This is a genomic window from Arthrobacter sp. DualSoilB13, assembly GCF_055389195.1.
Genome location: NZ_AP035865.1, coordinates 314,098 through 339,875, shown reverse-complemented (window position 1 = coordinate 339,875; position 25,778 = coordinate 314,098). Strand labels below are relative to the sequence as shown.

At 62.8% G+C, this 25,778-nt stretch carries 26 protein-coding genes; 15 read left to right on the top strand and 11 right to left on the bottom strand.

Annotated features, from left to right (window positions below; all coding sequences use genetic code 11):
• Positions 1 to 37: 37 nt before the first annotated feature.
• Positions 38 to 1,342, bottom strand: coding sequence for a glycosyltransferase 87 family protein (locus tag ACZ5J0_RS01685; protein WP_464094024.1), 1,305 nt, complete (start codon positions 1,340 to 1,342; stop codon positions 38 to 40).
• Positions 1,343 to 1,456: 114 nt separating this feature from the next.
• A complete protein-coding gene (locus ACZ5J0_RS01680; protein WP_166841128.1) occupies positions 1,457 to 2,557 on the bottom strand; it encodes an EAL domain-containing protein in 1,101 nt (366 codons plus the stop codon).
• Between the two features lie 188 nt (positions 2,558 to 2,745).
• Between ACZ5J0_RS01680 and ACZ5J0_RS01675 the strand changes: the two genes are divergently transcribed.
• On the top strand, positions 2,746 to 3,549 hold the full coding sequence (locus tag ACZ5J0_RS01675; RefSeq protein WP_166841362.1) for a CPBP family glutamic-type intramembrane protease: 804 nt from the start codon (positions 2,746 to 2,748) through the stop codon (positions 3,547 to 3,549).
• A gap of 42 nt (positions 3,550 to 3,591) precedes the next feature.
• On the opposite strand, the gene ACZ5J0_RS01670 is transcribed toward ACZ5J0_RS01675, so the two are convergent.
• The gene (locus ACZ5J0_RS01670) at positions 3,592 to 4,191 is read right to left on the bottom strand and encodes a MarR family winged helix-turn-helix transcriptional regulator (protein ID WP_166841127.1); all 600 of its coding nucleotides are present in this window, start codon (positions 4,189 to 4,191) and stop codon (positions 3,592 to 3,594) included.
• 103 nt (positions 4,192 to 4,294) lie between these two features.
• Between ACZ5J0_RS01670 and idi the strand changes: the two genes are divergently transcribed.
• From idi to ACZ5J0_RS01640, 6 genes are read left to right on the top strand one after another with little or no spacing between them, the layout of a single operon-like run.
• A complete protein-coding gene (gene idi, locus ACZ5J0_RS01665) occupies positions 4,295 to 4,849 on the top strand; it encodes an isopentenyl-diphosphate Delta-isomerase (RefSeq protein WP_166841126.1) in 555 nt (184 codons plus the stop codon).
• Positions 4,846 to 5,982, top strand: a complete 1,137-nt coding sequence (locus ACZ5J0_RS01660) for a polyprenyl synthetase family protein (RefSeq protein ID WP_142937002.1) — start codon at positions 4,846 to 4,848, stop codon at positions 5,980 to 5,982. Before idi ends, ACZ5J0_RS01660 begins: the two co-directional genes overlap by 4 nt.
• The gene (locus ACZ5J0_RS01655) at positions 5,979 to 6,902 is read left to right on the top strand and encodes a phytoene/squalene synthase family protein (protein ID WP_250821681.1); all 924 of its coding nucleotides are present in this window, start codon (positions 5,979 to 5,981) and stop codon (positions 6,900 to 6,902) included. Before ACZ5J0_RS01660 ends, ACZ5J0_RS01655 begins: the two co-directional genes overlap by 4 nt.
• Positions 6,899 to 8,551, top strand: coding sequence for a phytoene desaturase family protein (gene crtI / locus ACZ5J0_RS01650; protein ID WP_464094023.1), 1,653 nt, complete (start codon positions 6,899 to 6,901; stop codon positions 8,549 to 8,551). Before ACZ5J0_RS01655 ends, crtI begins: the two co-directional genes overlap by 4 nt.
• Positions 8,551 to 8,907 carry a lycopene cyclase domain-containing protein gene (locus tag ACZ5J0_RS01645; RefSeq protein WP_223941525.1) on the top strand — a complete coding sequence of 119 codons (357 nt, stop codon included), beginning with the start codon at positions 8,551 to 8,553 and terminating at the stop codon, positions 8,905 to 8,907. The genes crtI and ACZ5J0_RS01645 overlap by 1 nt, the downstream gene beginning before the upstream one ends.
• Positions 8,904 to 10,109: a prenyltransferase gene (locus tag ACZ5J0_RS01640; RefSeq protein WP_464094022.1), complete on the top strand. Its 1,206-nt coding sequence runs from the start codon at positions 8,904 to 8,906 to the stop codon at positions 10,107 to 10,109. The genes ACZ5J0_RS01645 and ACZ5J0_RS01640 overlap by 4 nt, the downstream gene beginning before the upstream one ends.
• Here ACZ5J0_RS01640 and ACZ5J0_RS01635 read toward each other — a convergent pair.
• Positions 10,104 to 10,643 carry a MarR family winged helix-turn-helix transcriptional regulator gene (locus tag ACZ5J0_RS01635; RefSeq protein ID WP_208096357.1) on the bottom strand — a complete coding sequence of 180 codons (540 nt, stop codon included), beginning with the start codon at positions 10,641 to 10,643 and terminating at the stop codon, positions 10,104 to 10,106. The two genes, ACZ5J0_RS01640 and ACZ5J0_RS01635, sit on opposite strands and share 6 nt — an antisense overlap.
• Before the next feature lie 124 nt (positions 10,644 to 10,767).
• On the opposite strand from ACZ5J0_RS01635, the gene ACZ5J0_RS01630 reads away from it, so the two are divergent.
• Together ACZ5J0_RS01630 and ACZ5J0_RS01625 are read left to right on the top strand one after the other, a co-directional pair.
• Positions 10,768 to 11,571: a tryptophan-rich sensory protein gene (locus ACZ5J0_RS01630; protein WP_464094020.1), complete on the top strand. Its 804-nt coding sequence runs from the start codon at positions 10,768 to 10,770 to the stop codon at positions 11,569 to 11,571.
• A 133-nt stretch (positions 11,572 to 11,704) separates the two neighbouring features.
• A complete protein-coding gene (locus ACZ5J0_RS01625) occupies positions 11,705 to 13,243 on the top strand; it encodes an HNH endonuclease (RefSeq protein ID WP_464094019.1) in 1,539 nt (512 codons plus the stop codon).
• Between the two features lie 41 nt (positions 13,244 to 13,284).
• Here ACZ5J0_RS01625 and ACZ5J0_RS01620 read toward each other — a convergent pair whose 3' ends face one another.
• On the bottom strand, positions 13,285 to 13,620 hold the full coding sequence (locus ACZ5J0_RS01620; protein WP_166841119.1) for a hypothetical protein: 336 nt from the start codon (positions 13,618 to 13,620) through the stop codon (positions 13,285 to 13,287).
• Positions 13,621 to 13,695: 75 nt separating this feature from the next.
• Here ACZ5J0_RS01620 and ACZ5J0_RS01615 point away from each other — a divergent pair, with 75 nt between their 5' ends.
• The 5 genes from ACZ5J0_RS01615 to ACZ5J0_RS01595 all read left to right on the top strand — a co-directional run bounded on the left by ACZ5J0_RS01615 (position 13,696) and on the right by ACZ5J0_RS01595 (position 17,154).
• Positions 13,696 to 14,091: a hypothetical protein gene (locus ACZ5J0_RS01615; RefSeq protein WP_166841118.1), complete on the top strand. Its 396-nt coding sequence runs from the start codon at positions 13,696 to 13,698 to the stop codon at positions 14,089 to 14,091.
• A 63-nt stretch (positions 14,092 to 14,154) separates the two neighbouring features.
• Positions 14,155 to 14,643, top strand: a complete 489-nt coding sequence (locus tag ACZ5J0_RS01610) for a MarR family winged helix-turn-helix transcriptional regulator (protein WP_464094018.1) — start codon at positions 14,155 to 14,157, stop codon at positions 14,641 to 14,643.
• An 85-nt stretch (positions 14,644 to 14,728) separates the two neighbouring features.
• Entirely contained in the window at positions 14,729 to 16,195 is a 1,467-nt protein-coding gene (locus tag ACZ5J0_RS01605; protein ID WP_464094017.1) for an MFS transporter, read from the top strand.
• Positions 16,196 to 16,260: 65 nt separating this feature from the next.
• On the top strand, positions 16,261 to 16,581 hold the full coding sequence (locus ACZ5J0_RS01600) for a hypothetical protein (protein WP_464094016.1): 321 nt from the start codon (positions 16,261 to 16,263) through the stop codon (positions 16,579 to 16,581).
• A gap of 165 nt (positions 16,582 to 16,746) precedes the next feature.
• Complete coding sequence (locus ACZ5J0_RS01595; RefSeq protein ID WP_223941521.1) at positions 16,747 to 17,154, top strand: hypothetical protein; 408 nt, start codon at positions 16,747 to 16,749, stop codon at positions 17,152 to 17,154.
• 44 nt (positions 17,155 to 17,198) lie between these two features.
• Here ACZ5J0_RS01595 and ACZ5J0_RS01590 read toward each other — a convergent pair whose 3' ends face one another.
• Genes ACZ5J0_RS01590 through ACZ5J0_RS01570 form a run of 5 tightly spaced genes read right to left on the bottom strand, consistent with a single transcriptional unit; the run spans position 17,199 to position 21,561 of the window.
• Positions 17,199 to 17,579, bottom strand: a complete 381-nt coding sequence (locus ACZ5J0_RS01590) for a RidA family protein (protein ID WP_142937015.1) — start codon at positions 17,577 to 17,579, stop codon at positions 17,199 to 17,201.
• A gap of 47 nt (positions 17,580 to 17,626) precedes the next feature.
• On the bottom strand, positions 17,627 to 18,391 hold the full coding sequence (locus tag ACZ5J0_RS01585; RefSeq protein ID WP_284705371.1) for an amino acid ABC transporter ATP-binding protein: 765 nt from the start codon (positions 18,389 to 18,391) through the stop codon (positions 17,627 to 17,629).
• The gene (locus ACZ5J0_RS01580; RefSeq protein WP_464094015.1) at positions 18,391 to 19,314 is read right to left on the bottom strand and encodes an amino acid ABC transporter permease; all 924 of its coding nucleotides are present in this window, start codon (positions 19,312 to 19,314) and stop codon (positions 18,391 to 18,393) included. The genes ACZ5J0_RS01585 and ACZ5J0_RS01580 overlap by 1 nt, the downstream gene beginning before the upstream one ends.
• A gap of 17 nt (positions 19,315 to 19,331) precedes the next feature.
• Entirely contained in the window at positions 19,332 to 20,273 is a 942-nt protein-coding gene (locus tag ACZ5J0_RS01575) for an ABC transporter substrate-binding protein (protein ID WP_464094014.1), read from the bottom strand.
• 10 nt (positions 20,274 to 20,283) lie between these two features.
• Complete coding sequence (locus ACZ5J0_RS01570) at positions 20,284 to 21,561, bottom strand: alpha-hydroxy acid oxidase (protein ID WP_464094013.1); 1,278 nt, start codon at positions 21,559 to 21,561, stop codon at positions 20,284 to 20,286.
• Between the two features lie 127 nt (positions 21,562 to 21,688).
• On the opposite strand from ACZ5J0_RS01570, the gene ACZ5J0_RS01565 reads away from it, so the two are divergent.
• On the top strand, positions 21,689 to 23,383 hold the full coding sequence (locus tag ACZ5J0_RS01565; RefSeq protein WP_250820645.1) for a PucR family transcriptional regulator: 1,695 nt from the start codon (positions 21,689 to 21,691) through the stop codon (positions 23,381 to 23,383).
• Between the two features lie 17 nt (positions 23,384 to 23,400).
• On the opposite strand, the gene ACZ5J0_RS01560 is transcribed toward ACZ5J0_RS01565, so the two are convergent.
• Entirely contained in the window at positions 23,401 to 25,755 is a 2,355-nt protein-coding gene (locus ACZ5J0_RS01560; protein ID WP_250820646.1) for a glycoside hydrolase family 65 protein, read from the bottom strand.
• Between the last annotated feature and the right edge of the window lie 23 nt (positions 25,756 to 25,778).

Here is a 25,778-nt window from a genome sequence, read left to right as displayed (position 1 = left end):
GATTTGGACCAGCCGGTCGAAGAACGTCGCTGAAATCTTAGTGCTCCTTGCCTGCAGGTGCCGTGACCACGGATGGCTTACGGCCCAGGGAATACAAGCGACGCGCTGACCAGAAGAAGAGGACCACCAGCAGGACGTTACGGATAGTAAGGACCAGTGCCATCCAAGGATTGTTGTGGCTCAACGCATCATAGAAGAGCGGGTAAATGAAGTAGGTGGCGACGGCGATCACTATGAGCATGGTGGCCGGCACGCGCCACTCTTTCAAGTTGTGCGCAAGTCCCACAGCCACGGCCGGAGCGAGCCACACCATGAACTGTGGTGAACCCACCTTGTTGAAAACGATGAAGGCGGTCACCAGGGTGAGGGCTCCTGAAAGGAGGAGTTCCGTGCGGTCCACGCCTCCGCTGAGCTTTCCCTTGTGCAATGCCCAGAAGGTCAAACCGGCGACGGCGGCCGCGGCCAACAGCAGCAGCGGCTGCATCAGCACAGACATGAACGCTGTACCGGGTCCGTCAACCTGCATGGAGTTGATGTCGGTGTTCATGTACATGCGCGAATCCCCGACGCCGAGGACCGACAACCACAACCATGGAGTGGTGAAGGTCGCTTCGAGCTGCATGCCACGGTCTCCCTGTTGTGTCAGGAAGTTCAGCAATTTGGGCACGGCGCCAACTGCCGCGGCCAGCCCAACCACCACCGCCGTCGTCGCAATTCCTGCCGCCACAACGTGCAGGCGTTTCTTGACCACTGCAAAGAGGGCCAACATGACGGCCGCGGGCCAGACCTTGACCCAGGTGGCGACGCTCAGGAGGATCGACGCGACGAAGGGCCGCGTGGCGCCGTAGACCAGTGCCACCAGCACTATGGGGGCAGTCAGCCCGTCAACACGGGCGAAGCCCAGCCAGCCCATGAGGAAGACGAAGACCAGCCACCACCAGGCAGCGGGGATTGCTTCCTGCCGACGGCCGCGGTCAGTGAGCTTGAGGACCGCCCAACCGTTCAACAGCGTGGTGAGCAGGACCCACAAAAAGAAGAAAGGGCCGGGGCCGGCAACTGCTGCCAGGCCCATGGGAATCAGCGCCAGGATGGGGTACACCCAGGGGCTGGGACCACCGCTCAGGTTGGCATCGTTGAATCCTGCGAGCGCCCAGTCACGGTAGATAAAGGTGTCGCTGAAGGCCTCCCCGCGCAACGACAGCACGGCGGCGAAGACCAGAAACACCAGGTGAATCACCACGAAGCCCCACAGAAGGCCCCGCGGGGAGTTCATGCGTGCCGCCAACCTCGCTGGGATTGTTTTATCGCGAAGATCCGCGAGCATACTGAAAAAACTGTCCATCAACGAAGAACTTCCTGGCTAGGTGGGTCCCTGCCTTAGCAGTCCCCGATTTTTTGGGACCGAAAAACCCCCGCATGCTACTTTACGCGAGTCACCCAAATGCCGGGCAGTTGGCTAGCCTGCGGGCTGTGCTTCGGTCTGCGCACGGATGCTCCACGCGGACCAGTCCAAGGGGTGAACGGAGGGGCGGCCCAAGAGGTACCCCTGCGCTGCCGTCACCTTCAACGCAGTGACTTCATCAAGTTCGGCGGCCGTTTCGATGCCTTCCGCGATGATGTCCGCACCGATCTCCCGCGCGAGCTCCACGATGGCCCTGGCCCGTGTCTTTTGGCCGTCGTTGCTTTCAATACCTTCAATCAAGTGGCGATCCAGCTTGATGATGTCCGGGCGCAGCTGTTCAATCCGTTCCATGGAAACCAGAGCGGCTCCGGACGCGCTGATGGCCAGGCGCAAACCCAAGGCGCGCAGAGGGCCCAGGCCGTCGGCGCCGGTTTGCCCTCCCACCACGTCCAAACTGCCCGTCAGTTCAATAATGATCCTGTCCGGGGCGAGCGTCGCCGCGGCCAGCAGGTTCCGCACACGGGGGTCGCTGGACGTTGCGGGAGTGAGGTTCAGCGCAACGGACATGTTTTCGGGGACATCGTGTGCGGCCGTCAGGGCGCAATGCAGTGCCGCAATTTCGAGTTCTGTGCCCAAGCCGGCTGCCGCTGCCTCGTTGAACCACACATCTGCACCGGCGCCATCTTCACCGACGAACCTGGTGAGCGCCTCCACACCCACCACTTCGCCGCCGGGCAGCGCGTGAACAGGCTGGAAGGCTGTCAACAGGAGCTTGTCCGCGAGGATGGATTGGATACCTTCGCGGACTTCATGACTGACGGGGACCGATACGGTCCGGGCTATGTCCGAGGACTCCAAGTGCAGGCTGGCTGCTTCACGCTGGACCGGTACCTTGGCCGTTGAGCCCTGCGTCTTGCGGGTCCCCAGCAAGTGCTCCAGCAGAACGCGCTCCGGGTCTTCGGGGCGTGCATCAAGCAGCGCGCGAAGATTGTTCCTGACGCCTTCGCTCCGCGCATCGCTGTCGGCAAGGATGGATTCGATGATGTCCAGCACTTGTTCGCGCATGGTCATGTCTTCTCCGGCCGGTGATGCCTCAGCGTCACCCTTTGTGGAGTCGCCGCTTTCCGGTCGTGAAGAGCCCGCGTCTTGAGCCATAAATTATTCCTTTGTGTGTCCCCCACTGGGCAAAGCCAGCCATGACCGGCCCCACGAAAACATGTGGGCCCTGTCACGAATCTTACAGACGAATCGCTGCACCTGAGACACCGGGATGACTCCTGACGAGGGAAAACATGTTGCCGGACACGAACCCCTGACATGCTGGAGGGGTGACAACCATGTCCATGGAATTGCCCCGGACCGCCCTGACCTGGAAGCTGCTGCCAGCGGCGCTGCTTTCCTTGTCCGGCGTGCCGCTCTTTGCCTTGGGTAACGGGCTGCTCGGTTACGGCTTGCTGGTGGCCAGCGTACTGACTGCGGCGTTCATCGACCACCGGCTGATGCGGCACCTCGCCTTGATCGCGGCCGGCATGACCATCTTCAGCCTGGTGCCCCTCAACGCTGACCTCAGCACAGAGCACATGGCACTCATGGGTGGCGCCCTGGCGTTGGCTGTGCTGCTGCCGTGGCTCGTGTCGCGGTTCCTCTACCGGGAAGACATCATCAGATTCCCGGTGAACACGGGCCGCAAGTGGCCGCTGGCCGCGAAGCTGTACCTCATAGGCGTGGTTGCACTCGGGTACTTCATCCTGCCGGTGTACCTGATCAGGACGGGCGTCTACCAAAACTGGCCGGATGCTTCCGATCCGGAGATCTTCTGGAGGCTCTTCCTTGGCGTTAACGCCGTGGGAATCTGGGACGAACTGTTCTTCATCTGCACCACGTTCACCCTGCTGCGCCAACATTTTCCGGACTGGCTGGCCAACCTCCTGCAAGCAGCGGTGTTCTCGTCATTCCTGTGGGAGATCGGCTACCAGTCGTGGGGTCCGCTGTTGACGTTTCCCTTCGCCCTGCTCCAGGGCTACACGTTCAAGCTCACCAAATCCTTCACCTACGTGGTGTCCGTGCACTTGCTCTTCGACTTGGTGCTGTTCCTCGCGCTGGTTCATGCGCACAACAGGGACTGGCTGCCGATCTTCCTGTACTGAGATTCCTGAACTGAGCGTCCAGCACTGGTGCCGGGTTCCGTCCTAAACCCCGGGCTGCGCCCCAGAACCAGCCCACGCTTCACCGGAAACCTCGATCTCTTGCGCCATGTCATCCAAGAAGCGCGCAACCGTCTTCCGTTCGGAGGGGGTGAGGCGTGCTGCGGCCAGGAACCGCTTGGCTTGCTGCCGGCCGACGGTCTTCATGGCGGCCGCGTGCGTTTCGGGAGTAATGGCGATGGCGAGCGCGCGGCGGTCGGAGGGGTGGGCGTGTCGTGTGACGTGCCCGGCGCGTTCCAGCCGGTCGAGCAGCTTGGTGGTTGACGCCGTCGAGATGTGCAATCTGGACGCGATGGCGCCGGGTGTGGCAATAACACCGTGATTGGCGCAGACAATCAGATAGTGCAGTGCGCGCATGTCCGATTGGTTGAGTTTCATGTATCTGAGCGAGGCGTCGGAGAGGCGTTCTTCGGCCTCGCGCAGCCGTCCCAGCGCTGCCATGAGCTCGCTGATCTGCTCAACGTCCTCGCCGGAAAGGCCGGAGCGATCCACCAGTTCCTTATGTGGGTCATTGGCGTCCAGATGATAAATGCCGGCAGATACCGGGGTCCCGGCTTCTTCGGGTATATCTTCAGATCTGGACATGTTTGGTATGTTACACCTAACTTCCTACATGGTAGCCTTTCTTCTAGCTTGTCTAGCAATATTCAGGTTTAGGCAGAAACGAAGGTGTGGAGGAAGGCGCAACATGAACGCGACAGAGATGGTAGTCCTCCTTGACGACGAAGGAACGCCCATTGGGCAGGCTCCCAAAGCAGGAGTCCACACACTCAACACCCCCCTCCACCTGGCATTCTCCTGCTACCTGCTCAACGAGGTCGGGGAAGTTCTCCTCACCCGCCGTTCACCCGAGAAAAAGACGTGGCCCGGGGTGTGGACCAACAGCTTCTGCGGCCACCCCGGCCCCGGCGAGGAATTCGAGGACGCCATCCTCAGGCGGGCACAGTTCGAACTCGGAGTAGACGTCACCAGGATTGACCTGGTCCTCCCGCACTTCCGTTACAGGGCCGTAGACCCCCTGGGGATCGTCGAGAATGAAGTTTGCCCCGTATACACAGCCCGCATCGCCGGGGTGTTGAAGCCAAATCCCGCCGAAGTTGCGGACTGGGCCTGGATCTCGCCTGCGCTGCTCGCCGACGCGCTTGAACACACGCCGGCCGCGTTCAGCCCCTGGCTTGGACTTCAATTCCCTCAGCTCCTCGAGGCCGACGCCTTGCCACTCCAAGCTGGAGCCCAAGCATGACCGTCACCTCAAACACCGTCCGTGGCCGGACCGATCTCTGCACCGCGATCGAGAACGAGCTCAGCGGGCTGATCGGCAAGAGGGCCAGCGCAGCAACAGCCTACGGACCGGACTTCGCCAGACTCTGGGCGCTCGCCGGCCAGAACGTCCTCGGCGGCAAGTTCGTTCGGCCGCTCCTGCTCATGGAGACCTACGACGCCCTACAGCAGGAACACCGCCGTTCCGCACAACCACGCCACCGCGAAACCGCCATCAGCATCGCCGCCGCCATCGAACTCCTGCACTACGCCTTCCTCCTGCATGATGACGTGATCGACGGCGACCTCGTCCGCCGCGGACACCCCAACCTGATCGGATCCCTCCTCGCCGAAGCCGGCGAAACCGCCCGCGCCCAAACCGCCGGCGCCCAAACCACCGGCGAAGATAGCGCCCGATCCGGCAACGGCCTTCATTGGGCCCAGACCGGCGGCATCCTGATGGGCGACATGCTCCTTGCCGCCACACACCAGTCCTTTGCCCGCGCAGACCTCCCCCACGAGCTCCGCCTGCGGCTGCTGGACCTCCTGGAACACACCATCAACGAGACCGTAGCGGGCGAACAATTGGACGTGGGCCTGGGCGACGGCATTATTGCCCCGGACCTCCAGACCATCCTGGTGATGTGCGGCTACAAGACAGCGACCTACACGTTCGAACTTCCGCTACGAGCCGCCGCTACGCTGGCCGGCGCCGACTTCGGGATCGAAAATGCGCTGGCAACAGCCGGCAGGCATCTTGGCCTCGCCTTCCAACTCCAGGACGACCTCCTGTCCACTTTCGGGGATCCTCGCCGGCACGGTAAGGATCCCTTTTCGGACCTCCGCGAAGGCAAGGAGACGGCCATCATCGCCCACGCACGGACCACCATCGCGTGGACGGATATCCAACCCTTCTTCGGCAGGCCCGAACTCAGCGTCGGAGACGGCGAGCATGTCCGCCGGCATCTCACCGACTGCGGGGCCGAGGCATTTGTCCAAAGCCTCATCGAGGAACAAATGCAAGCTTTCAACCATCAACTGACCAGCACCATCCCGGAAAGTGTCCGCAACGTGATGCTCGATCTCGCGGGACAGCTGGAGGGACGGCAATCATGAGCGTCGCGACGGATACCTCATTCACGCATTTCACCCGCACGGCCGAGCGTGCCGCCAACCAGGTCATCTCCGCTTACTCCACCTCGTTTGGCCTGGCGTGCAGGCTCCTGGGTTCCCGGCACCGCCAGCACGTCCGCAACATCTACGCCCTGGTGCGGGTGGCCGACGAACTCGTTGACGGAGTGACGGCCGAAGCCGGCCTGAGCTACCAGGAGCAGTGCGACGCCCTGACCCACTTCATTGACGAGACACACAGGGCCGTCCAGCTCGGCTACAGCAGCGACCTCATCATCCACGCGTTCGCCCAGACAGCCCGCACCGCAAGGATTGATGACTCGCTCATCGATCCGTTCTTTGACTCCATGCGCACGGACCTTGGCGAGCACACTGAAGGCTCGCCCGTTGTAGCCCCACAGCAGGCCCCGCTGCGCTTCGACGCCGACGCCCACGACGGCTACGTTCACGGTTCCGCCGAGGTGGTGGGGCTGATGTGCCTGCGCGTCTTCATGCGGGATGAGAGCATCGACGACGGCGACGCCGCGGCTTTGGAGTACGGCGCCAGCAGGTTGGGTGCTGCCTTCCAGAACATCAACTTCCTGAGGGACCTGGCCGACGACACAACCCGCCTGGGCCGAAGCTACCTTGGCACCTCGGACCACCTTGAGGACCGCGAGCGCATGGAATGGGTCCGCACCATCCGTGCGCAGCTGGCCGATGCCAACGCCGTCATTCCCCTGCTGCCGCGTGACGCCAGGGCCGCCGTCCGGAGCGCCTCAGCACTGTTCCAGGCACTGACGGACAGAATTGAGCAGACCACCGTGGACGAGCTCTACAGATCCCGGGTCCGGGTACCGGACACGGTAAAAGCCGGGCTCGCCGCCCGTGCCGTCGCCTCAACGTGGATGGAGCTCCAGCGATGACCCGGACAGTGGTGATCGGTGGTGGCATCGCTGGGCTTGCCACCGCCGCACTCCTCGCCCACGAAGGACACGAGGTCCAGCTCCTCGAACAACGCCACCAAGTGGGCGGCCGCGCCGGAAGCCTCGAACGCGACGGCTTCCGCTGGGACACCGGCCCCTCCTGGTACTTGATGCCGGGCGTCTTCGATCACTTCTTTGAGCTGCTCGGCACCAGCACCGCCGAACAGCTGGATCTGCGCACGCTCAGTCCCGCGTACCGCATCTTCAGCGAGCCAAACCACGACGGCGTGCGGCCGGACCCGCTGACCATCCCCCTTGGCAGCGACCAGGTTCTGGACACTTTCGAAAGCGTTGAGCCCGGCAGCGCCAAGGAACTCCGTTCCTACCTCGCTTCGGCGCAACACACCACAAAGATGGCTGAACGGTTCTTCCTCTACAACCCGTTCACCAAACTGCAGGCACTGCTTCAACCGGACGTTGTGCGGAGCCTGCCCAAGCTCGCCCAGCTACTGCTGACGCCCTTGGACAAATACGTCTCGCAGCGCTTCCAGCACCCCGTCCTTCGCCAGGTCCTCGGTTACCCGGCGGTCTTCCTGGGCACCAGCCCGTCCGCTGCTCCGGCGATGTACCACCTCATGAGTGCCTTGGACCTGGGCGACGGCGTGCAATACCCAATGGGCGGTTTTTGGGCGCTGGTTGAACGCTTGGAAACCCTGGCCATCGACGCGGGAGTCAGGATCCACACGGGGGCCGAAGCCCTCAAGATCACCACCCGCGAGGCGGCCCACCCCAAGAAGATCGGGCGCTTTGACGGCCTGGAACTTCCTGCGTGGTTTACAGGCAAAGATAGCCGGGAAGTCACCGGCGTCAAATGGCGCGACAGTTCCGGCGCGGAGCACTACAGCGTTGCCGACCAAGTTGTCTCCGGCGCCGACCTCCACCACACCGAGACACAACTACTCGGAGTCCAGGACCGGAGCTACAACAAGAAGTACTGGCAGAGCCGGACCAGTGGGCCCGGCGCAGTCCTGGTGATGTTGGGCGTGAAAGGTTCCCTGCCGGATCTTCCCCACCACTCCCTGTTCTTCACCCGGGATTGGGAGGCCAACTTCGCCTCAATCTTCGGGGACGACCCCAGCATCCCGGATCCCGCCTCCATCTATGTGTGCAAACCCAGCGCCACCGACCCCGGCGTCGCACCCAAGGACCACGAGAATCTTTTTGTTCTGGTTCCCATCCCCGCCGACCCCTCGCTGGGAGCTGGCGGACCCGACGGTGCGGGCGATGAACTCATCGAACGGACCGCCGACGCCGCCATCGACCAGATCGCCCAGTGGGCCAACATTCCGGATCTCCGCGAACGAGTGGTGGTCCGGCACACCATCGGACCGGCCGACTTTGCCCGGGACTACAACTCGTGGCGCGGCGGCATGCTGGGACCGGCACACACCCTGAAGCAAAGCGCCATGTTCCGGGCCCAGAATGCTTCCAAGCGTGTTCGCGGCCTGTACTACGCCGGGGCTACTACCGCTCCTGGCGTGGGCGTGCCCATGTGCCTCATCAGTGCCGAGCTGGTCCTGAAGCGGATCCGCGGCGATCACAGCACCGGCCCTTCCACTGTGAGGCCTGTAGCTAGCAGGATTGGCTGATGGGTTTTCTCTACTTGGCGTCGTTAGTCATGGGCATCACCTGCATGCTTCTGCTCGACCACCGCTTCCGCCTGTTCTTCTGGCGGGACGCAAAAGCGGCGGCGATCGTGACCGCCGTCGGGGTCTTGTTCCTGCTCGGCTGGGACGTGGCCGGCATCGGCCTGGGGATCTTTCTGCGCGGCGAAGGCACTATCGCCACCGGGCTGCTCCTGGCACCGGAACTGCCAATAGAGGAACCCGTATTCCTGCTTTTCCTGGTGCTGTGCACCATGGTTTTGTACACAGGCGCACGGCAGCTTCTTGACCGGACTCCGGCCAAACGCAGTGAAAGAGCACGGGAGCGTGAGAACGTATGACCTACCTGTGGCTCGCGCTCGCTTTCATCGCCGCGGCAGTCGCCGCGGGTGTGATCTTTGCTCGTCAGGGCGCCCGTCCTGGTGAAAGCGGCAAACACTGGAAAGCCGTTGGCCTCGCATTCGCTGCGCTGGCCGTCCTCACGGCGGTGTTCGACTCCGTCATGATCGGCATGGAACTCTTCCACTACGACTCCGCACACATCCTTGGCCTCAAAGTAGGCCTGGCACCCATCGAGGACTTCGCCTACCCCTTGGCCGGCGCCGTGGCATTGCCTGGTCTGTGGATGTGGCTGACGCGCAAGCGTTCCGGAGAATCCAACCGTGGGGGTAACCTCAAAGGCCTTATCCCACAGGCGTTACTCGCATCACGGCCGGTCAGCTGGATCAACACGGCCTACCCGTTTGCCGCGGCCATGCTCCTCACCACGCGGGAAATCGACTGGGTGTTGATCGTGGGCACCTTCTACTTCCTGATCCCCTACAACCTGGCCATGTACGGGATCAACGACGTCTTCGACTACGAGTCGGACCTCAAAAACCCGCGCAAAGGCGGCATGGAAGGCGCGCTCCTCCAGCCGAGGCTCCATCGCCCCATGCTGTGGCTCGCAGCCATCACCAACGTTCCCTTCCTGCTGGTGTTGGCATTCGCCGGCGGGCCTGCGGCATGGATCAGCCTGGCCGTCAGCGCCTTCGCCGTGGTGGCCTACTCCGTCGCAGGACTCCGCTTCAAGGAACGCCCTGTCTTGGACTCGCTGACGTCCAGTACGCACTTCGTGAGTCCCGCCGTCGTCGGACTGGCCTTGGCGGGGGCGGACGTGACGCCCGGCCTGGTGATCCTTCTGGTGGCGTTCTTCCTGTGGGGCATGGCGGCCCATGCGTTCGGCGCCGTCCAGGACATCGAACCCGACCGTCAGGCCGGGATCGGCTCCATAGCAACAGTCATCGGTGCCCGCCGGACGGTGAGGCTCGCCGTCGTGCTCTGGCTGGTTGCCGGACTGGCCATGCTGGCCACTCCGTGGCCCGGACCGCTCGCGGCGATCATCGCCGTCCCCTACATCATCAATTGCGCACGCTATTGGAACGTCACGGACACGACGGCGGCACGCACCAATGTGGCATGGCGGCGGTTCATCTGGCTCAACTACGGTTCAGGATTCCTGGTGACGCTCATTTTCATCCTGCAGTGGAGCCTCACGTCATGACTGGGCGGGCCCCTCAGGATGCGCACCGTCTTCAGTCTCGTCATCGATCGTGTCGAGTGCTTCGCGCATGTGCTGCAGGAAGCCCACCACCACCCGGGAATCTTCGGGGGTCAAAGCGCAGGCCGCATCCAGCATCCTCCGATGCATGCCGCCCAAGGTATGCCGTACTTCCTGGTCCGAGCCAGGCGTTGCCTTCAGGATCAGTGCACGGCGATCGGTGGGGTGGGGTTCCCGCCGAATATGGCCGGACTCCACCAAACGGTCGATCAGGGTTGTCATGGACGCCGACGTTATGCCGAGCTTGTCGCCCAGATCCTTCGGCTTCATCACCTTGCCGTCGGCCTCGGCTTCGAACAGATAGCGCAGCGCCAGGAGGTCCTTTTCGCCCATGCCCATGGACGAACGCGTCCTGCGCCGCATCGCTTGCTCGGAAGCACGGTAATCCCGCAGGGCGTTCAGCACGTCGATGGCTATGGCCTTTTGACCAGGGTCCTTGCCGTACCAATAGCCCTTTGCGTGACTTTGAGCGTCCATCCCGTGTTCCTTCGATAAGCGTAAAGCTCGTTTCACTAGCAATTTGATAGTAAGTCACGTACCCCCTGAATGCATGACCCCGCACATCCCACCCCCGTACAGCACCAGGAAAGAGGCACTGCACATGGCAACCCAAAGCCCGGATCTTCGGCGGCAGATCGCAGTCACTGTGAGCTTGGTGATCTGCATTGTTGGTTCCATGATCGGCGTCGGAGTCTTTGGCGGGACCCCGATCGCGCAGGCCGCCGGCGGCGCCCTAGCCGCCGACTCAACCCTGCTGGCGCCAGCCACGCCTGCCTTCTCCATATGGTCCGTGGTGTACACCGGGCTTGTTGCTTACACGGTGTGGCAGTGGTTGCCCTCGCAGCGGTCCTCGGAACGGCAGCGCTCCCTTGGCTGGATGGTTGCGGCGTCCATGATTCTCAATGCGGCGTGGATCCTGTCCGTGCAGGCGGGTCTTCTTTTGGTCAGTGTTGTGGTGATCCTGGCCCTGCTGGCGACGCTCGTGGTGGCATTCCTCCGCTACAGCCAGAGCCGCGCTGGCTCCTGGGTTGAAGCTGTGGTGGTGGACGGGACCCTGGGCCTCTATCTGGGCTGGGTCAGTGTGGCCACATGCGCCAACATCGCGGCGGCTCTGAAGGCATCTGGTTTTCAGGGCTTTGGGTTGCGTCCCGAAATCTGGTCCGTGGCTGTGCTGGTGGTGGTAGCCGTGGTTGGAATCGCTTTGGCAATCAAGGGTCACGGCCGGCTCGCGTTGGCGGCTGCAATCGCGTGGGGCCTCTTGTGGATCACCGTGGGCCGCAGCGCCGACGCACCCGAGTCATTCCCGACGGCGGTGGCCGCGGCTGTTGCTGCTGCTCTAGTTCTCGGGGCAGCCGTCACGGTGCGGGCCAGGAGCGTGATGGCTGGAGTTGAGCACCATCGCTGAGGGGTGACATCTCAACTCATTGCGACGGCCCAGCGGGCTCAGGAGATAGACTCTCTGGCCTTGTGCGGGCTGGTTTTCCACATATGAATGTTGGGGCCTGATGGTGCTGGCTGTGGGCTGCAAGAGTTGAGGCATGCAGCCGATTCGAGCCACTCAGACGCCGTCAGGCGTAGCGCTGGATCGCGTCTCGGGGCCTCTGTCCGACGACTCCACACCTCCTGCCTCTGGGTCTCTGCCCGATTGCTCGGCGCCCCGGGTGTCTGACCTCATTGCGCTCCTTGGCTCTGTTCCGCTTGCCGGCTCCAGTGGAGAGCTGATTGATCAGCTCCGGGGGTTGGAGGAGCTGAAGTCGGCCATTACGGGCCTGCAGGCGCGGGCTGCTGTGGCCTTTGATCTTGCGCAGCGGGCCGAGCAGGCCGCTGCTGGTGTTCCTGCGTCCGAGCAGGGTCAGGGTGTCGGGGCCCAGGTGGCGTTGGCTCGGAGGGAGTCTCCCAATAAGGGTTCCCGGTTGTTGGGCTTGGCGAGGGCGTTGGTGACGGAGATGCCCCGCACACTGGCTGCCCTGGAATCCGGCCAGCTCAATGAATGGCGGGCCATGCAGCTGGTGAAGGAAACAGCGTGCCTGTCCGTGGAGGACCGGTGCGCGGTGGATGAGGAACTCGCCCCCGATTGGGGGACGTTCGAAGGCAAGGGCGACCGGGCCATCATCGCCGCGGTCAAGGCTGCCGCGTATCGTCGTGATCCCCGTTCGGTGGCCCAACGCGCCAGTCACGCAGCCACTGAACGGACCGTGAGCCTGCGACCCGCCCCGGACACCATGACTTACCTGACCGCCCTCCTGCCAGTGGCCCAAGGCGTCGCGGCGTATGCGGCGCTGACCCGTGAGGCTGATACTGCCCGGGCCGGCGGTGACTGCCGATCCCGCGGTCAGGTCATGGCTGACACCCTGGTCGAACGCGTTACCGGAACCCCGGGCGGGGTCGCGGGCATCAACCTCGATCTCGTGATGACGGACCGGGCCCTGTTTCAGGCAGACAGCGAACCGGCCCGGCTCAAAGGCTATGGAATCGTCCCGGCCCAGTGGGCCAGGAAACTACTTCGTGAACCTCAAGCAGACGAAGCAAGTGGTTTGGCGACCGGCCAGGCAGGCTCACCAGTTCCGGACCGCGACTTCACCGTGTGGCTGCGGCGGCTCTACACCGCACCCGGAACGGGCGAACTCCTGAACATGGACTCCAAAGCCCGACTCTTCCCACCCCGGCTCCGACGATTCATCGAGGCCCGGGACGACACCTGCCGCACCCCCTACTGTGACGCGCCCATCCGGCACATCGACCATGTGGTCCCCTGGCGCTCCGGCGGAACCACCACACCTAACAACGGCGCAGGACTCTGCGAAGCCTGCAACCACACCAAAGAAAACCCCGGATGGAACAGCAAACCGCTCTCAGGAGAGGTCCACACCATGGAGCTCAGCACACCAACCGGGCACACGTACCAATCCACTGCGCCACCATTGCCGGGCTATGAGCGTGCCTCAGGAGGCGAAAGCGACCCCAATTCATCGGGTGACGCGTCATCATCGGATGGCGAACCATCAGGTACCGAGAGGCCCCCGCCTTCAAGACAGGAACCGCCTCATCGTGCCCGCCGACAACTCGTCCGCACCTAGATGCGAATCATTGGGATGCCGGGCGCTTCGGGCACCAGTTACTACGGTGCGCAGGCATCCTTCAATGCCTGGACTGACTCAGCCGGCACTTCGTCTCCTGCTTCCGCGATCTGGTTCAACGGCGTCGTAATCTCTGCGGGGACACCGGCAGCTTCGGCGGCCGAGACCAAGCCGACTAGGAGTTGCTTGTCCTGAACGCTGACCAGGCCGTCCTGAACTACAGCACAGACCTGCTTGGTCACTTCATCGGCGGCGGCCGTGGCCACCTTCGAGGCGGCGTCGCTGGCAGCGTTTGTGGCAGCTTCCTCCACGGCTCCACACCCGACGAGCAGCAACAACAACGGGGCGGCGGACAGGGCGGCTAGGCGACGGGTCATGAGTCCAGCCTAGCAATCGGAACGTGCTGGCAGATATCCCTATGCCATCATCTCCATGGTTGGTACGCTCACCGAATGCGGATCCGCCCGATCGATCTTGTGGATGTCCTGGTCTATCTGGTGGTGTTGGGCGTTTTTATCCAATTACTCCCGGCTGTTATTTCCGAGTCGTTCCTACTGGCCCTGCTGACGGCAATCCTGCTCAAGATCGTGCTTGAGATTGTGCTGCTCGCCAAGAAAAAGATCGTGGGGCGAATTCGGGGCGGGAAGACCGTCGTTGTCCGGGTCATTAGCATCGTGGCGCTGCTCCTTATTCTGCCAGGGAGCAAGTTCCTGGTTCTCGAGCTGGTGGCGTTCGCCTTTGGTGACGCCGTTCAGCTCGGCGGATTCTTCGCAGTTACTGCACTCATCATCGTCCTGATGCTGGCGCGCGGAGGCATGCGGCGCCTGTTCGGGCAAAAGGATGAATGACTAGGGCGGGCTACCTACCGCGAGCAAGACGGGCCGGCGATGCGCCCCACCTATGCTTGACGAATGGGAGAAAAGCCAGTGGACTTTGCGGCGTTGGCCGTCTGCATGATTGACATTTCGTCAGATATCCGGCGCAAGTCACTCAATGAGACCGGCCTGCCACCCATCTCAAACGGCGTCCTGGAAATTCTTCGCGTGGTGGAAGGCCACCCGGGCGTCACGGTGGCGGAAGTCGCTGCACGCCTGGGACGCCAACTCAGCAATGTCAGTGTCCAGCTCCGTGAGTTGGTTGCTGCCGGGCTGGTCACGCGCGTAAAAGACGCATCGGACAAGCGCTACGTTTCCCTACACCCCACGCCCGAATCCAAGAGGATCAAGGCCCTCTTGGACGGGGTGTGGGCCAGCGTTCTGGACAGTGCCAGCGAGCGACTCACCCCCGAGGAACGGGCACTCATCCAAGCCAGCCTTCCGGCGTTGCAGAAGCTGGCGGGAATACTATCCGAGCCTGAGCGCCACGTGAACGGCCCCGCCACCAAGTCCACCCGGGCGTAAGCGACGTCACGTCACCTACGCTTACCGTCATCTCCAAAAGTACTTATACTTTTGTAAGTATTACTACTTCGATGATTGGTGCCCCGTGACCTCACAACTGCTCGATAAGACCACTCCCTCGGGGGGACCGGACGGGAAGAAAGCGATGGGTTGGCGGGCCCTGCCGTTCCTCGCGCTTGCCCAGTTCATGGTGGTCCTGGATGGAACCATCGTGAACCTGGCACTCCCCCGGCTTCAAATGGAAATGGGCATCAGCGACTCCACCCGAGCATGGGTGGTCACGGCCTACGCACTGGTTTTCGGCGCGTTTCTGCTCCTAGGTGGCAGGATCGCTGATTTTTGGGGCAGGAAGCGGACCTTCATCACCGCCTCCGCGGGCTTCGCGATCGCCTCACTCATCGGTGGCCTGGCCCAGCAGCCCTGGGAACTGATCGGGGCCCGTGCCCTGCAGGGTATCTTTGCTGCACTCCTGGCACCCGCAGCCTTGGCCCTGCTGACGGTCGCTTTCCCGGGAGGCAAGGATCGCGGCACCGCATTCGCCATCTTCGGTTCCATCAGCGGGGTGGGCGCGGCCGCAGGCGTCTTGCTTGGCGGCTTCCTCACCGAGTTCGTTTCGTGGCGCTGGTGCTTCTTCGTCAACGTCCCCATCGCCATCATCGCCCTCGTTGGCGTCTGGACCCTGGTGAGCGAAAGCAAAGCGGGCGGCTCCACCAAATACGACTGGCCCGGCGTCGTTCTTGCCGCGTCCGGCCTGGGCGCCCTCGTCTACGGTTTCGCGAATGCCGAACACGGCTGGGCGGCTATCGAGTCATGGGGCTTCATCGCCGCAGGCGTGGCCCTGCTGGTCCTGTTCGTCGCCGTCGAGCGAAAGGTCAAGAATCCACTGCTGCCGTTGCACGTCGCTACAGAACGCAACCGGGCGGCTGCCTTCCTGGCCTCATTCTTGGCCGGAGCGGTGCTGATTGGCGGCATCCTGTTCATCAATTTCTATCTGCAGATCGTACTGGCCTTCGCGCCCTTCGCAGCCGGAATCGCTTCGCTACCCATGACCGTGGTCCTGATCGTCACTGCTGGCCTTATTGCGAAGAACCTCCCCAAGCTGGGGGCAAGGATCCCCAGCTTGGGGCCTATCTTCATGGCTGCAGCCATGCTGTGGCTTACCCAAGTCACTCCCGGGGGAACATACGCCGTCAACATGCTGCCGGCCCTCATCCTCATGGGCGTAGGCCTCGGAATGGTCTTTGTCCCCATGCAAAACCTGGCCCTGTTCGGAGTGAGCAAGGACGATGCCGGCGTCGCGAGCGCGCTGGTCAACGCATCACAGCAGATAGGCGGCTCGCTGGGCATTGCGCTTTTCAGCACCATCGCGGCGGCGGCCACAGCAGCGCTCGGCGGCGGGACGCTGGCTGCGCTGACCTCGGGCTACTCGCTGGTGTTCCTGTGGGCCGCCGGAGTGGCGCTGCTGATCGTCCCCGTCGCACTGCTCCTGATCAGGATCGACCGTAGGACCTTCAGCGGAACAAGCGATACCCCGCACGTTCACCTGGGTTGAGCCTCAGGGCCATCATCGTGTCGATGCTTTGTGGCAAAATACCTCTTCCGAAGGAGAATGGGACCATGCACAATCGAGAGCTGCCCGGCCTGGACGAGTTGCTGGCGGACGGCGAACTCCTGACCGTGGCGAAGGTAGCGGAATACCTCGCCGCGCATCGCATGGCGACCGCGAACTGGTTCGGTCCGACCGGCCGTTCACAAAACTCCACCTGGATCGACCGCGACGGCACGGGCTGGCGGGTGTGGGAAACCGACGAACGAGCCGGGATCATGGACTTCACCATCCTTCGCACCCAGTCGGAAACAGAGGCGCTGCGCAGCTTTCTCCGCCGGGCGCGGCATCACCGCGACCTGGACAGCACGGCGGTCCGGCGCAACTATTGATGCGGTGCCGCACACAGGACACGGGGGGCCGCCGCGGCGGAACGGTTCTGCAATGACGACGGCGGATATCTCCCGTTAATATTGACATGACATAAGTCACATTCTGTAAGCTAATTCCACAGTCAGGCATCCGGCTTCCTTCGCCCTACCCGGGGAGGTCCTCACATGGCCCCGAATTCACTTAAGGCCGAGAATCTCATGGCCCATGGCGTCGCGCTGTCGGCGGCCACGATCGCCAGGCGACGGGCCGCCGCTCAGCACGGCAATCATGTAGTGGCAAACAAGCCCGATGCCCTCCTCGGAGCAATAGCCGTCCGGCAACTGTTCCACCGCTGGCCCTTGGTGCCCTCCCGCGAACTGGAACGCATCCGACACGTGCTGATCCACTGCGACCAACTTGGATCACCGGACACTCATCACTTATCCGAACCGGCGCAGGCGCTGCTGGATTTGATCAACTGCGAGTTGGAGCGTCGGCGCCTGGCAGGTAGCCAGGCGTCCGGAACGGCGCCGGTCGGTGACGCAGTGGTGGAAGGACAGCCGCCATCCGCCCCGGACAAGGATGCCGCCTGAGGCAGGCAGGCACCCTGGCCCCGACATTCCTGAGGGTGCGGTTGCTACGGGACGGCCGCTACGACGTCGATCTCCACCAAGAAGTCGCCCAGGAACGAACCCACGGTGGTGCGCGCCGGGTATGGGGCAACAACGTACTTTTCGTAGATGGCGTTGAACCCGTCAAAGTCGCGCCCCGGGTGGTGCAGGTGCACGGTCGCCTTGACTACGTGGGAGAAGTCCAGGCCGTGGGCACCCAGGACTTCGCCCACGTTCTTCATGGCCTGAATGGTTTGTTCCTCGATGGTGATCCCAACCCGCTCGCCCGTGATGGGGTGGTGGGGTGTTTGTCCCGCCGTGAACAGGAATCCGTTGGCCACGATGGCCTGGGAATAGGGGCCGGCCGGGCTTGGTGCGAGGTCCGTAGTGACTTGGAGTCGGGTCATGATGGTGATGCCTTTCGTGGTGCTTGGAGTTCTTACAAAACCGATGCTTACAAAACCTTGGAGAGGAACGCCTTGGTGCGTTCGTGCTGCGGATTGCCCAGCACTTGCTCGGGCGGGCCGCTTTCGACCACCACGCCACCGTCCATGAACACCACCTGATCGGCCACCTGCCGGGCGAATCCAAGCTCGTGGGTCACCACCACCATGGTCATTCCTGCTTCAGCCAGGGACTTCATGACGTCCAGGACCTCGCCCACCAGTTCGGGATCCAGCGCGGACGTGGGTTCATCAAAGAGCATCAGTTTGGGCTTCATGGCCAGCGCCCTGGCGATCGCGATGCGTTGCTGCTGTCCACCGGAGAGCTCCTGTGGGTAGGAGTGTCCGCGGTTGCCCAGGCCTACCCGGTCCAGAAGTGCCTGCGCTTCCACCACAACCTCGCGCCGGGGCCGGCCAAGCACATGCACGGGGGCCTCGATGATGTTCTCCAGCACCGTCATGTGGGGGAAGAGGTTGAAACGTTGGAACACCATGCCCGCGTTGAGCCGCGAACGGGCCGTTTGGCGTTCCTTCATTTCGTAGAGCTTGCCGTTGCGTTCGGCGTAGCCCACCAGGTGCTCGTCAACATATAGGCGGCCGGCGTCAACCTTTTCAAGGTGGTTGATGCAGCGCAGGAAGGTGGTTTTGCCGGAACCGGACGGGCCGATCAAACAGGTCACCGATCCCTTTTCAACCCTAAGGTCAATGCCTTTCAGGATTTCAATAACGCCGAAGTTCTTCCGGACTCCCCGGGCTTCCACCATGGCGGTAGTCATCATGCTGTCCTTGTCTTAGGCTTGCGGATCCGTCGCGGCGCTGAGTCGAAACCCCGCCCGTATATGCGTTCAAGTTTGTTTTGGAAGAAGCTCAGGACGGTGGTCATGAGCAGGTACCAGAGGCTCGCAACGATCAGCAGCGGAATGGTTTGGTAGTTGTTCGCATAAATGATCTGGGCGGAGTAGAGCAGGTCCGAGATCGCCAGGACGCTCACCAAGGACGTGCCCTTCAGCATCGAAATGACCTGGTTGCCGGTGGGGGGAAGGACCACGCGCATGGCTTGCGGCAGAATCACCCGGCCCATCAGCTTGCCACCGCTCATGCCCAGGGCCCGGGCGGCGTCGTACTGGCCTTTGTCCACCGAGCCGATGCCGCCACGGATGATCTCGGCCATGTACGCAGCCTCGTTAAGGGACAACCCCAGCAGTGCCGCACCCAGCGGGGAGATCAGCACATTTGCCGATCCCAACACCACGGATGGTCCACCGAAGGGAAGCCCGAAAGCGATCACCGGATACAGCGCCGCAATGTTGTACCAAAAGATCAGCTGAACCAAGAGGGGTGTTCCGCGGAAGAACCAGATATACCCGCGGCTGATGGTGCTCAGGATCGGATTATCGGAGAGCCGCATGATCGCCAGCAGCGTTCCCAGCGCGATGCCCACGGTCATGGAAACTACGGTCAGCAGAAGCGTCAGCCCTGCACCGGCGAGGATCTGTGGGGCGAACAGGTAGGACACCACAACGTCCCAGCGGTAGCGTTCGTTCACTGCGACATCCCAGGCAGCACCCAGCGCCACCAGAATGAGGACGATCGCCAAGGCCAAACGGACCGGGTGCTTCAGGGGCACCACCGGGATGGAGTCACCGGCCGCTGATGTGGCCGGCTCCTTGGTATCGGGGGCTGAGGGTTGCGTATTCATAGCAGTCACCTCTTTCACTACTGGGCGAAGTTGACGCGGGCGTCGGTGATGGCACTGGATTCAAGGCCGTACTTCCCGAGGACCTTGACGTAGGACTCGCTCTTGATCACGGCATCCAGTGCCGCGGATACGGACTTCACCAGGCCGGATTCCTTCGGCACGCCCACCCCGACGGGAGCGAACTCGTATGTCCGGGCAACCTCGATCTGCGGGTTCTGGGTGGCGGCGTAATTCAAAATGGGCGAGTCAGCCAGCACCGTGTCCAGGCGTCCGCTGGTCAGTGCGGAGATGGCCTGCCGGGTGTCCTGGAATTCGCTCTTTTGAATGGCGTCTTTGCCGGCGGCTGTGCAGGCTTGGTCATAGGTAGGGACATTCACGGTCAGCTGGTAGGAGCCCGTGAGGAGTCCTACTTTCTTGCCGCAAAGCGCGTTCTCGTCCTTGACTCCACCAGGGTTGCCTTTGGGCACTGCAATCGCATTGCCTATCTGCATGTAGTCAACAAAGTCCAGGACTTCCATCCGCTTCTCCGTGGGCGTCATGGAGGAAACAGTCATGTCGTAACGGTCAGCTGCAAGGCCCGGAATGATGGAATCGAAGTTGGCCACCTGGATGTCCACTTTGACACCCAATGCCTCGCCGATGAGACGCGCCACGTCCGGGTTGGTTCCGGTCATTTCCTGCGTGCCTTCGCGGTAGAACTGCGTCGGCGGCTCGTTGGTGGGGATGGCAACGCGCAGCACCTTGGAAGCCTTGATGGACTCCGGAAGAAGGTCGACGGCGGCCTGGTTGACTTCCAGCGCAGGGACACCGGTACCCGCTGCGGCAGCGCCGCCGGACGGGTTCGACGCCGATGCGTTGCCGGCGGGGCTGCACGCCGTCACTGACAGCATCAGCGCTGCAGTGACAACGGCGACCGGAAGGCCGAGCTTGGTTCGTTGTAGCGTTGGGGGATTTTTCATGTCAGGGTGCTCATTTCTGCAAAGCCCAGGTGGGCTCCGTGGGTTGGGTGCGGGTGAACGCTTCATTGCGGTGCCGGATCAAATCCCGGCCTTCAGTGCGCAGTTCTTCGATGGTGGACACTCCCAGGAGCATCATGGTGCGGGTCATTTCTGCCCGGAACAGGGTCAGGACGTGGGCCACCCCCGCCTCGCTGGCGGCGGCCAGCCCGTACAAGTAGGGGCGCCCGATGGAGCAGGCATCCGCGCCGAGAGCCAGCGCCTTGACGACGTCGGAACCCCTGCGGATGCCGCCGTCGACGATGATTTCCATCCGGCCGGCAGTCCTCTCAACAATGTCGGCAAGGACATCCAGCGGGGCCGCCATATGGTCCAATTGCCGTCCGCCGTGGTTGCTGACCTGGATGGCGTCGATTCCCATGGAAGCCGCCAACGCGGCGTCGTTCGGGTTGACTACTCCCTTGAGGACGATCGGCCCGTTCCAGCGTTCCCGCAGGTCCCGGATGTCGTCCCAGTCTGTGGGCTCATACGAACCGGCAAGAAGCGTGCGCCACATGTCCGGCGAGCTAGCCAAGGGACCGGCCGGAACCTCAGCGTCCAGGTTGGGGAAGGCAATTGCGTCATTGGCCAGGAACCCCAGCGCCCACGCAGGGTGCAACATTCCCTCCACAACCGTCTTCGGCTTGATGGACGGCGGGGCGGTAAAGCCGTTGCGGTAATCGCGCTCGCGGTGTCCGATGGCCCGGCAGTCCACATTGACCAGCAAGGCTTCGTAGCCGGAATTGGACACCCGATCCAGGACGGCCTGCAGGAGGCCCTTGTCCGAGGTTGGTTCCAGGTTGAACCACCGGCGAAGTCCCGGCGCCGCGGCACTGACGTCTTCCATGGTGGTGGTGCTCAGGTGCGCCAAGCCATACGGGATGCCGGCGGCGAGCGCTGCGCGGGCGACGGCGGACTCACCCTGGGGGTGGAACAGCCGGGTACCGCCTGTGGGCGAAAGGGTCACCGGCATGGAAACCGGTCCGCCGAGGAGGGTTGAGCTGAGGTCCAAGTTGTCCACCGAACCCCATTTTGGGAGGAAGGACCAATCGTCGAATGACGAGCGATTGCGGCGCAGCGACACCTCATCTTCGCCGCCGCCTTCGATGTATTCGAAGATGCTCTTGGGCAGGCGCTTGGCTGCCAGCTTCCGCATGTCCTCCACGCTGTAGCACTTACGTGACAGGCGCTCCGAGACGGTTCGGGCCGGTCCCTGCACCGAGGCGAGCGCCTTGATGTCCTTGAGTTTCATGGTGTGTCCTTTGAGTTCCTGCTGGGTTACCCGTCCAGCTTCTTTCCCAATAGTGACGCAGATCTCCTCCACTCAATATGTGAATTCCTCCATAAGATAAGAAATAGGCTTGTGATAACGTCCAGCTATGGATCCAGCAGAGACGCTTCCAGAGCCCCGAACCACCGAGCGCTCCCAGTCCGGGACGCAGCAGTCCGGCATGCAGCAAACCACTGTCCGGTTGTCCGATTGCATCCAGCTCATGCAGGCCGATCTGGTGCACGCCAACCCCACGCCTGAGAACCTGGGGCATCCAGTGTCAGACGTACTGATGTACGACCCCTTGGACAACTGGTCCAGCGTGGACGACCGCATCATCCTGGCCGTGGGGTGCACGTACGGATCCCCTGATTTTGACCAACTCCTCCACAGGGCAGCGAACAGCAGCGCAGCGGCGGTGATCGTCAAAGCGCACGGGGCCCGGATGGAGGAGTTGCGTGCAGCGGCAGTCCGGCACAGCCTGTCACTGCTCGTGGCGCCGGATCATGCCGACTGGACCCGATTGGTGGCGCTAGCGCGGGCCTCGGTGATGGGCGCTGCCGCAGACTCGGTGTCCGGGGTCCGGTTAGGTGACCTCTACGCTTTCGCCAATGCCGCGGCTTCCATGACCAACGGCGCGGCAAGCATTGTGGATCCGCTGGGACGCATCCTGGGCTATTCCACACTGCCCGGGCAGCCAATCGATGAACTCCGGCGCATCACCACGCTGACCCTGCAGGAAACCATCCAGCCAGCTTTCGACCAGGATTTCAAGATGGTCTACGACGCCCCGGGAGCGGTGATGGTACCGGCGCTCGACGACGGTATGGCGCGACTTGCGCTGGCCGTCCGGGCAGGCGGAGAGCTGCTGGGTTCCATCTGGATCATCGACCCCGGCGAGGAGAAACGCGTCACGGCTTTGAATGCTTTGGACCGGATGGCGCCCTTGGCCGGGTTGCACATGCTCCACGCCCGCTCGGCCTCCGACTTTGGGGAACGACGCAACGCCGACCTCATCCGGACGCTCATGGACGACACCCCGCACGCATCGTTCGCGGCCGCGCAGTTGGGATTGGATACCGTAAATGGCCTGGCCGTGGCAGCATTTTCAATTGTCCGTCCGGAGACCGGCAGCCTGGAATCCGTGCGCGACATCCACCGGCTGCTGCACTTGGTAACAACGGTATGCAACGTGCAGTTCGGCACCAGCCACAGTGCCCTGATCGGGTCGGTGGTTTATGCACTGCTGCCCTGTAACGGGGCTGAGCCGCGAGCTGCGCACGGGCGGATCATCCAGGAAATCGAAGCATATTCGCACACCATCAGCTCGTTCCCCGTTATCGCCACAGTGGGTGGCATCGCCCACGACATCGAGCACCTGCCCCGGTCCAGGTCCGAGGCAATCCAAACCCTGCACTACCTGCTGAAGCTTAAGTCGAGTCAGGGGAAGTCGCGGCAGGGGAAGTCGCCTGGCGTGGCGCTCCATGAGGACTTCCAGATCCCCCTGAACCTGTTGAAAATCGGGGAGTTTATTGAAGACAACGGGCTGGGCGGCGCGGACCAGATCGCCAGGATTCAAGCCCGCGATGCCGAGCAGCAGACGGACTACCTGGACACCCTCCGCGCCTACCTTGCCACCAACGGGAACATTTCCGCCATGGCCGCTGAACTCCATGTACACAACAACACCGTCCGTTACCGCGTGGCCCGCCTGGCCGGGGATTTCAACCTGGACCTGGCGGACCCGCAGAAACGCCTGTGGTTGTGGCTGCGCCTGACCACCATGGACCTCGCCGCAAAGTAGTCCCGGGAAAGCCTGAACTATCGGATGATCGGAAGGCCCGCCGTCGGGAAGACGCTGGGGAAGATCGACGGCGGCGGGACGGGTACGGTGTCCAGCGGCACCGTGACGGTGTCCGCACCAACGGTGACGTTGTCCCCCCGCACGTCAATGCGCAGTGGCTCCTGGCTGTAGTCCTCCCCGGATACAAGTGTCAGGGCGATGGAACCCTGTGCGAGATCCACGGCCAACAAACGTCCCTGCACCTTAAGCCGGAAGGACAGGCCTTCCCACTCCACAGGCAGGCGGGGATCGAAGCGCAAAACTTCGCCCTGGTCCCGCATACCAGCGAAGCCGCATACCAAGGAGCTCCAAATACCGCCCGTGGAGGCGATGTGGACGCCGTCGATGGTATTGCCGTGCGAGTTGTCCAGATCAATGAACAGTGCCTCGGTGAAGTGCTGCAACGCGACGTCACCGTAGCCCACCTCGGCCGCCATGATGCCCTGCACACAAGCGGACAGGGTGGAGTCGCCGGTTGTGATGGGATCGTAGAAGTCGAAGGCGCGTTGCTTCTCCTCAGCCGTGAAGTCCTGCCACTGCAGGAACATCGCCAGCACCGTATCGGCCTGCTTGAGGACCTGGTGCCGGTAGATCACCAACGGGTGGAAATTCAGCAGCAGCGGGTACTTGGACTTGGGCGTGTTCCAGTCCCACGGCTCCAGGGTCATGAAGTCGTTGTCCTGGCTGTGCAACTGCAGGTGCGGATCGTAGGGCAGCGACATCCGCTCGGCCGCCTGCCGCCACACCAGACGCTCGGTATCGCTGACGCCTTCGTCTTCCAGCGCAGCTGCAGCCCGAAGGTTAAAGCGCGCCATGACGTTGGTGTACAGGTTGTCATTGACCACAGCCGTGTACTCATCCGGACCCGTAACGCCATGGATATGGAACAGTCCGTCCTTGCCGAAGAAACCCAGCGAAGCCCACATGCGGGCCGTCTCGATCAGCAGGTCAGCGCCCAGTTCCCCACGGAAGGTGGCATCGCCGCTGGCCCACTCGTAACGGTTGGCTGCAAAGGCGATGGCAGCAGCAATGTGGAACTGGGCCGTTCCGGCTGCGTAGTAGGCACTGGCTTCCAGGCCATTGATGGTACGCCACGGGAACAGCGCACCGTCCACACTGAGCTCCTTGGCCCGCACCCGGGCGTCGGGCAGCATGGCGTGACGTGATTCCAGGACCTTCCTGGCACCACAAGGGTTGGTGTAGGTCAGATACGGCAGGAGGTAGATTTCCTGGTCCCAGAAATAGTGGCCCTCGTATCCGGAACCGCTCACTCCCTTGGCAGGAATGCCCGCCACACCGGCACGCGCAGTGGCCTGTGCCAGCTGGAACAAGCCCCAGCGCACGGCCTGTTGCATCTCCGGCTGTCCCCCAATGTAGACGTCGGCCGTGGTCCAGTACTCGGCGTAGTGGGCCTTGCTCTGGGCCAGGATGTCGGCGAAAGGCACGAGGTTTGCTTCGGCTTCCGTCGCGAGGCTTTCGCCGCGGTCCTCGGCGTCCGAGGACCCGGCCACCACATAGCTGACCGACTTCTCCAAACGGAACGTGTCGCCGTCGTGGATGGCCAAAACGTAGCGGACAGAAGAGTCATCCTCAGCCACCAAGGTCTCAAAAGGCTGGCCTTCAGCGGAAATCCAGTGATCCACGGCCATGGCCACACGCTGGCGGGACTCGGAGGTCTCCCAGGCGAGGCGAAGTGAGCCGTCGGCACCCTGGAGGTGCAGCGGCAGCAGGACCCGGCCCGCGTGCCGGCCGGAGCGGCGCGGGTCATGGACCGAGTGGTCCTCCACAGGCTGGTCCTGGCGGTTCACGACGCCGGAGGTGATGTCCGCGGACACGTCCCGGTCCGCTGTCAGCGACAGCTCCAGGCCAAGACATCCGCGGGAATCGAAGCCCACAGCGCGGCGCTCTACCGTGGTGACGGTGGCGCCGGAACGGCAGGCCCAGGTGATGCTTTCCTCGTAGACGCCTGTGGAAAAGTCCACACTACGGTGGTAGTCCAACACCATGGATTCGGCCAGGCTCAAGGCCTCGCCATCAATGGATACGGTGAAATTGTTGGCGTCCGGCACATAGACGATCCTCTGGCCTGTCCGGGCAAAACCGTAGGCGTTCTCGGCGTGCTTGATGTCCCAGATCTCATGGAAACCGTTAATGAACGTTCCGGGAAGCTCGCCGTCGCCCGCTGTTGAATGTGAGCCACGGATGCCAAGGTGGCCGTTGCCAAGCGCAAACAGCGTTTCCAGCGTTCCCTCGTCACCGGGGACGTGGATGTTTTCCACGAGCTTCCAGGGCTCGCAGGGGAAGCGAAGCCGGTCGGAGCTGATGAGTGCCATGGGCAGTTGTTGTCCTTCGTAGA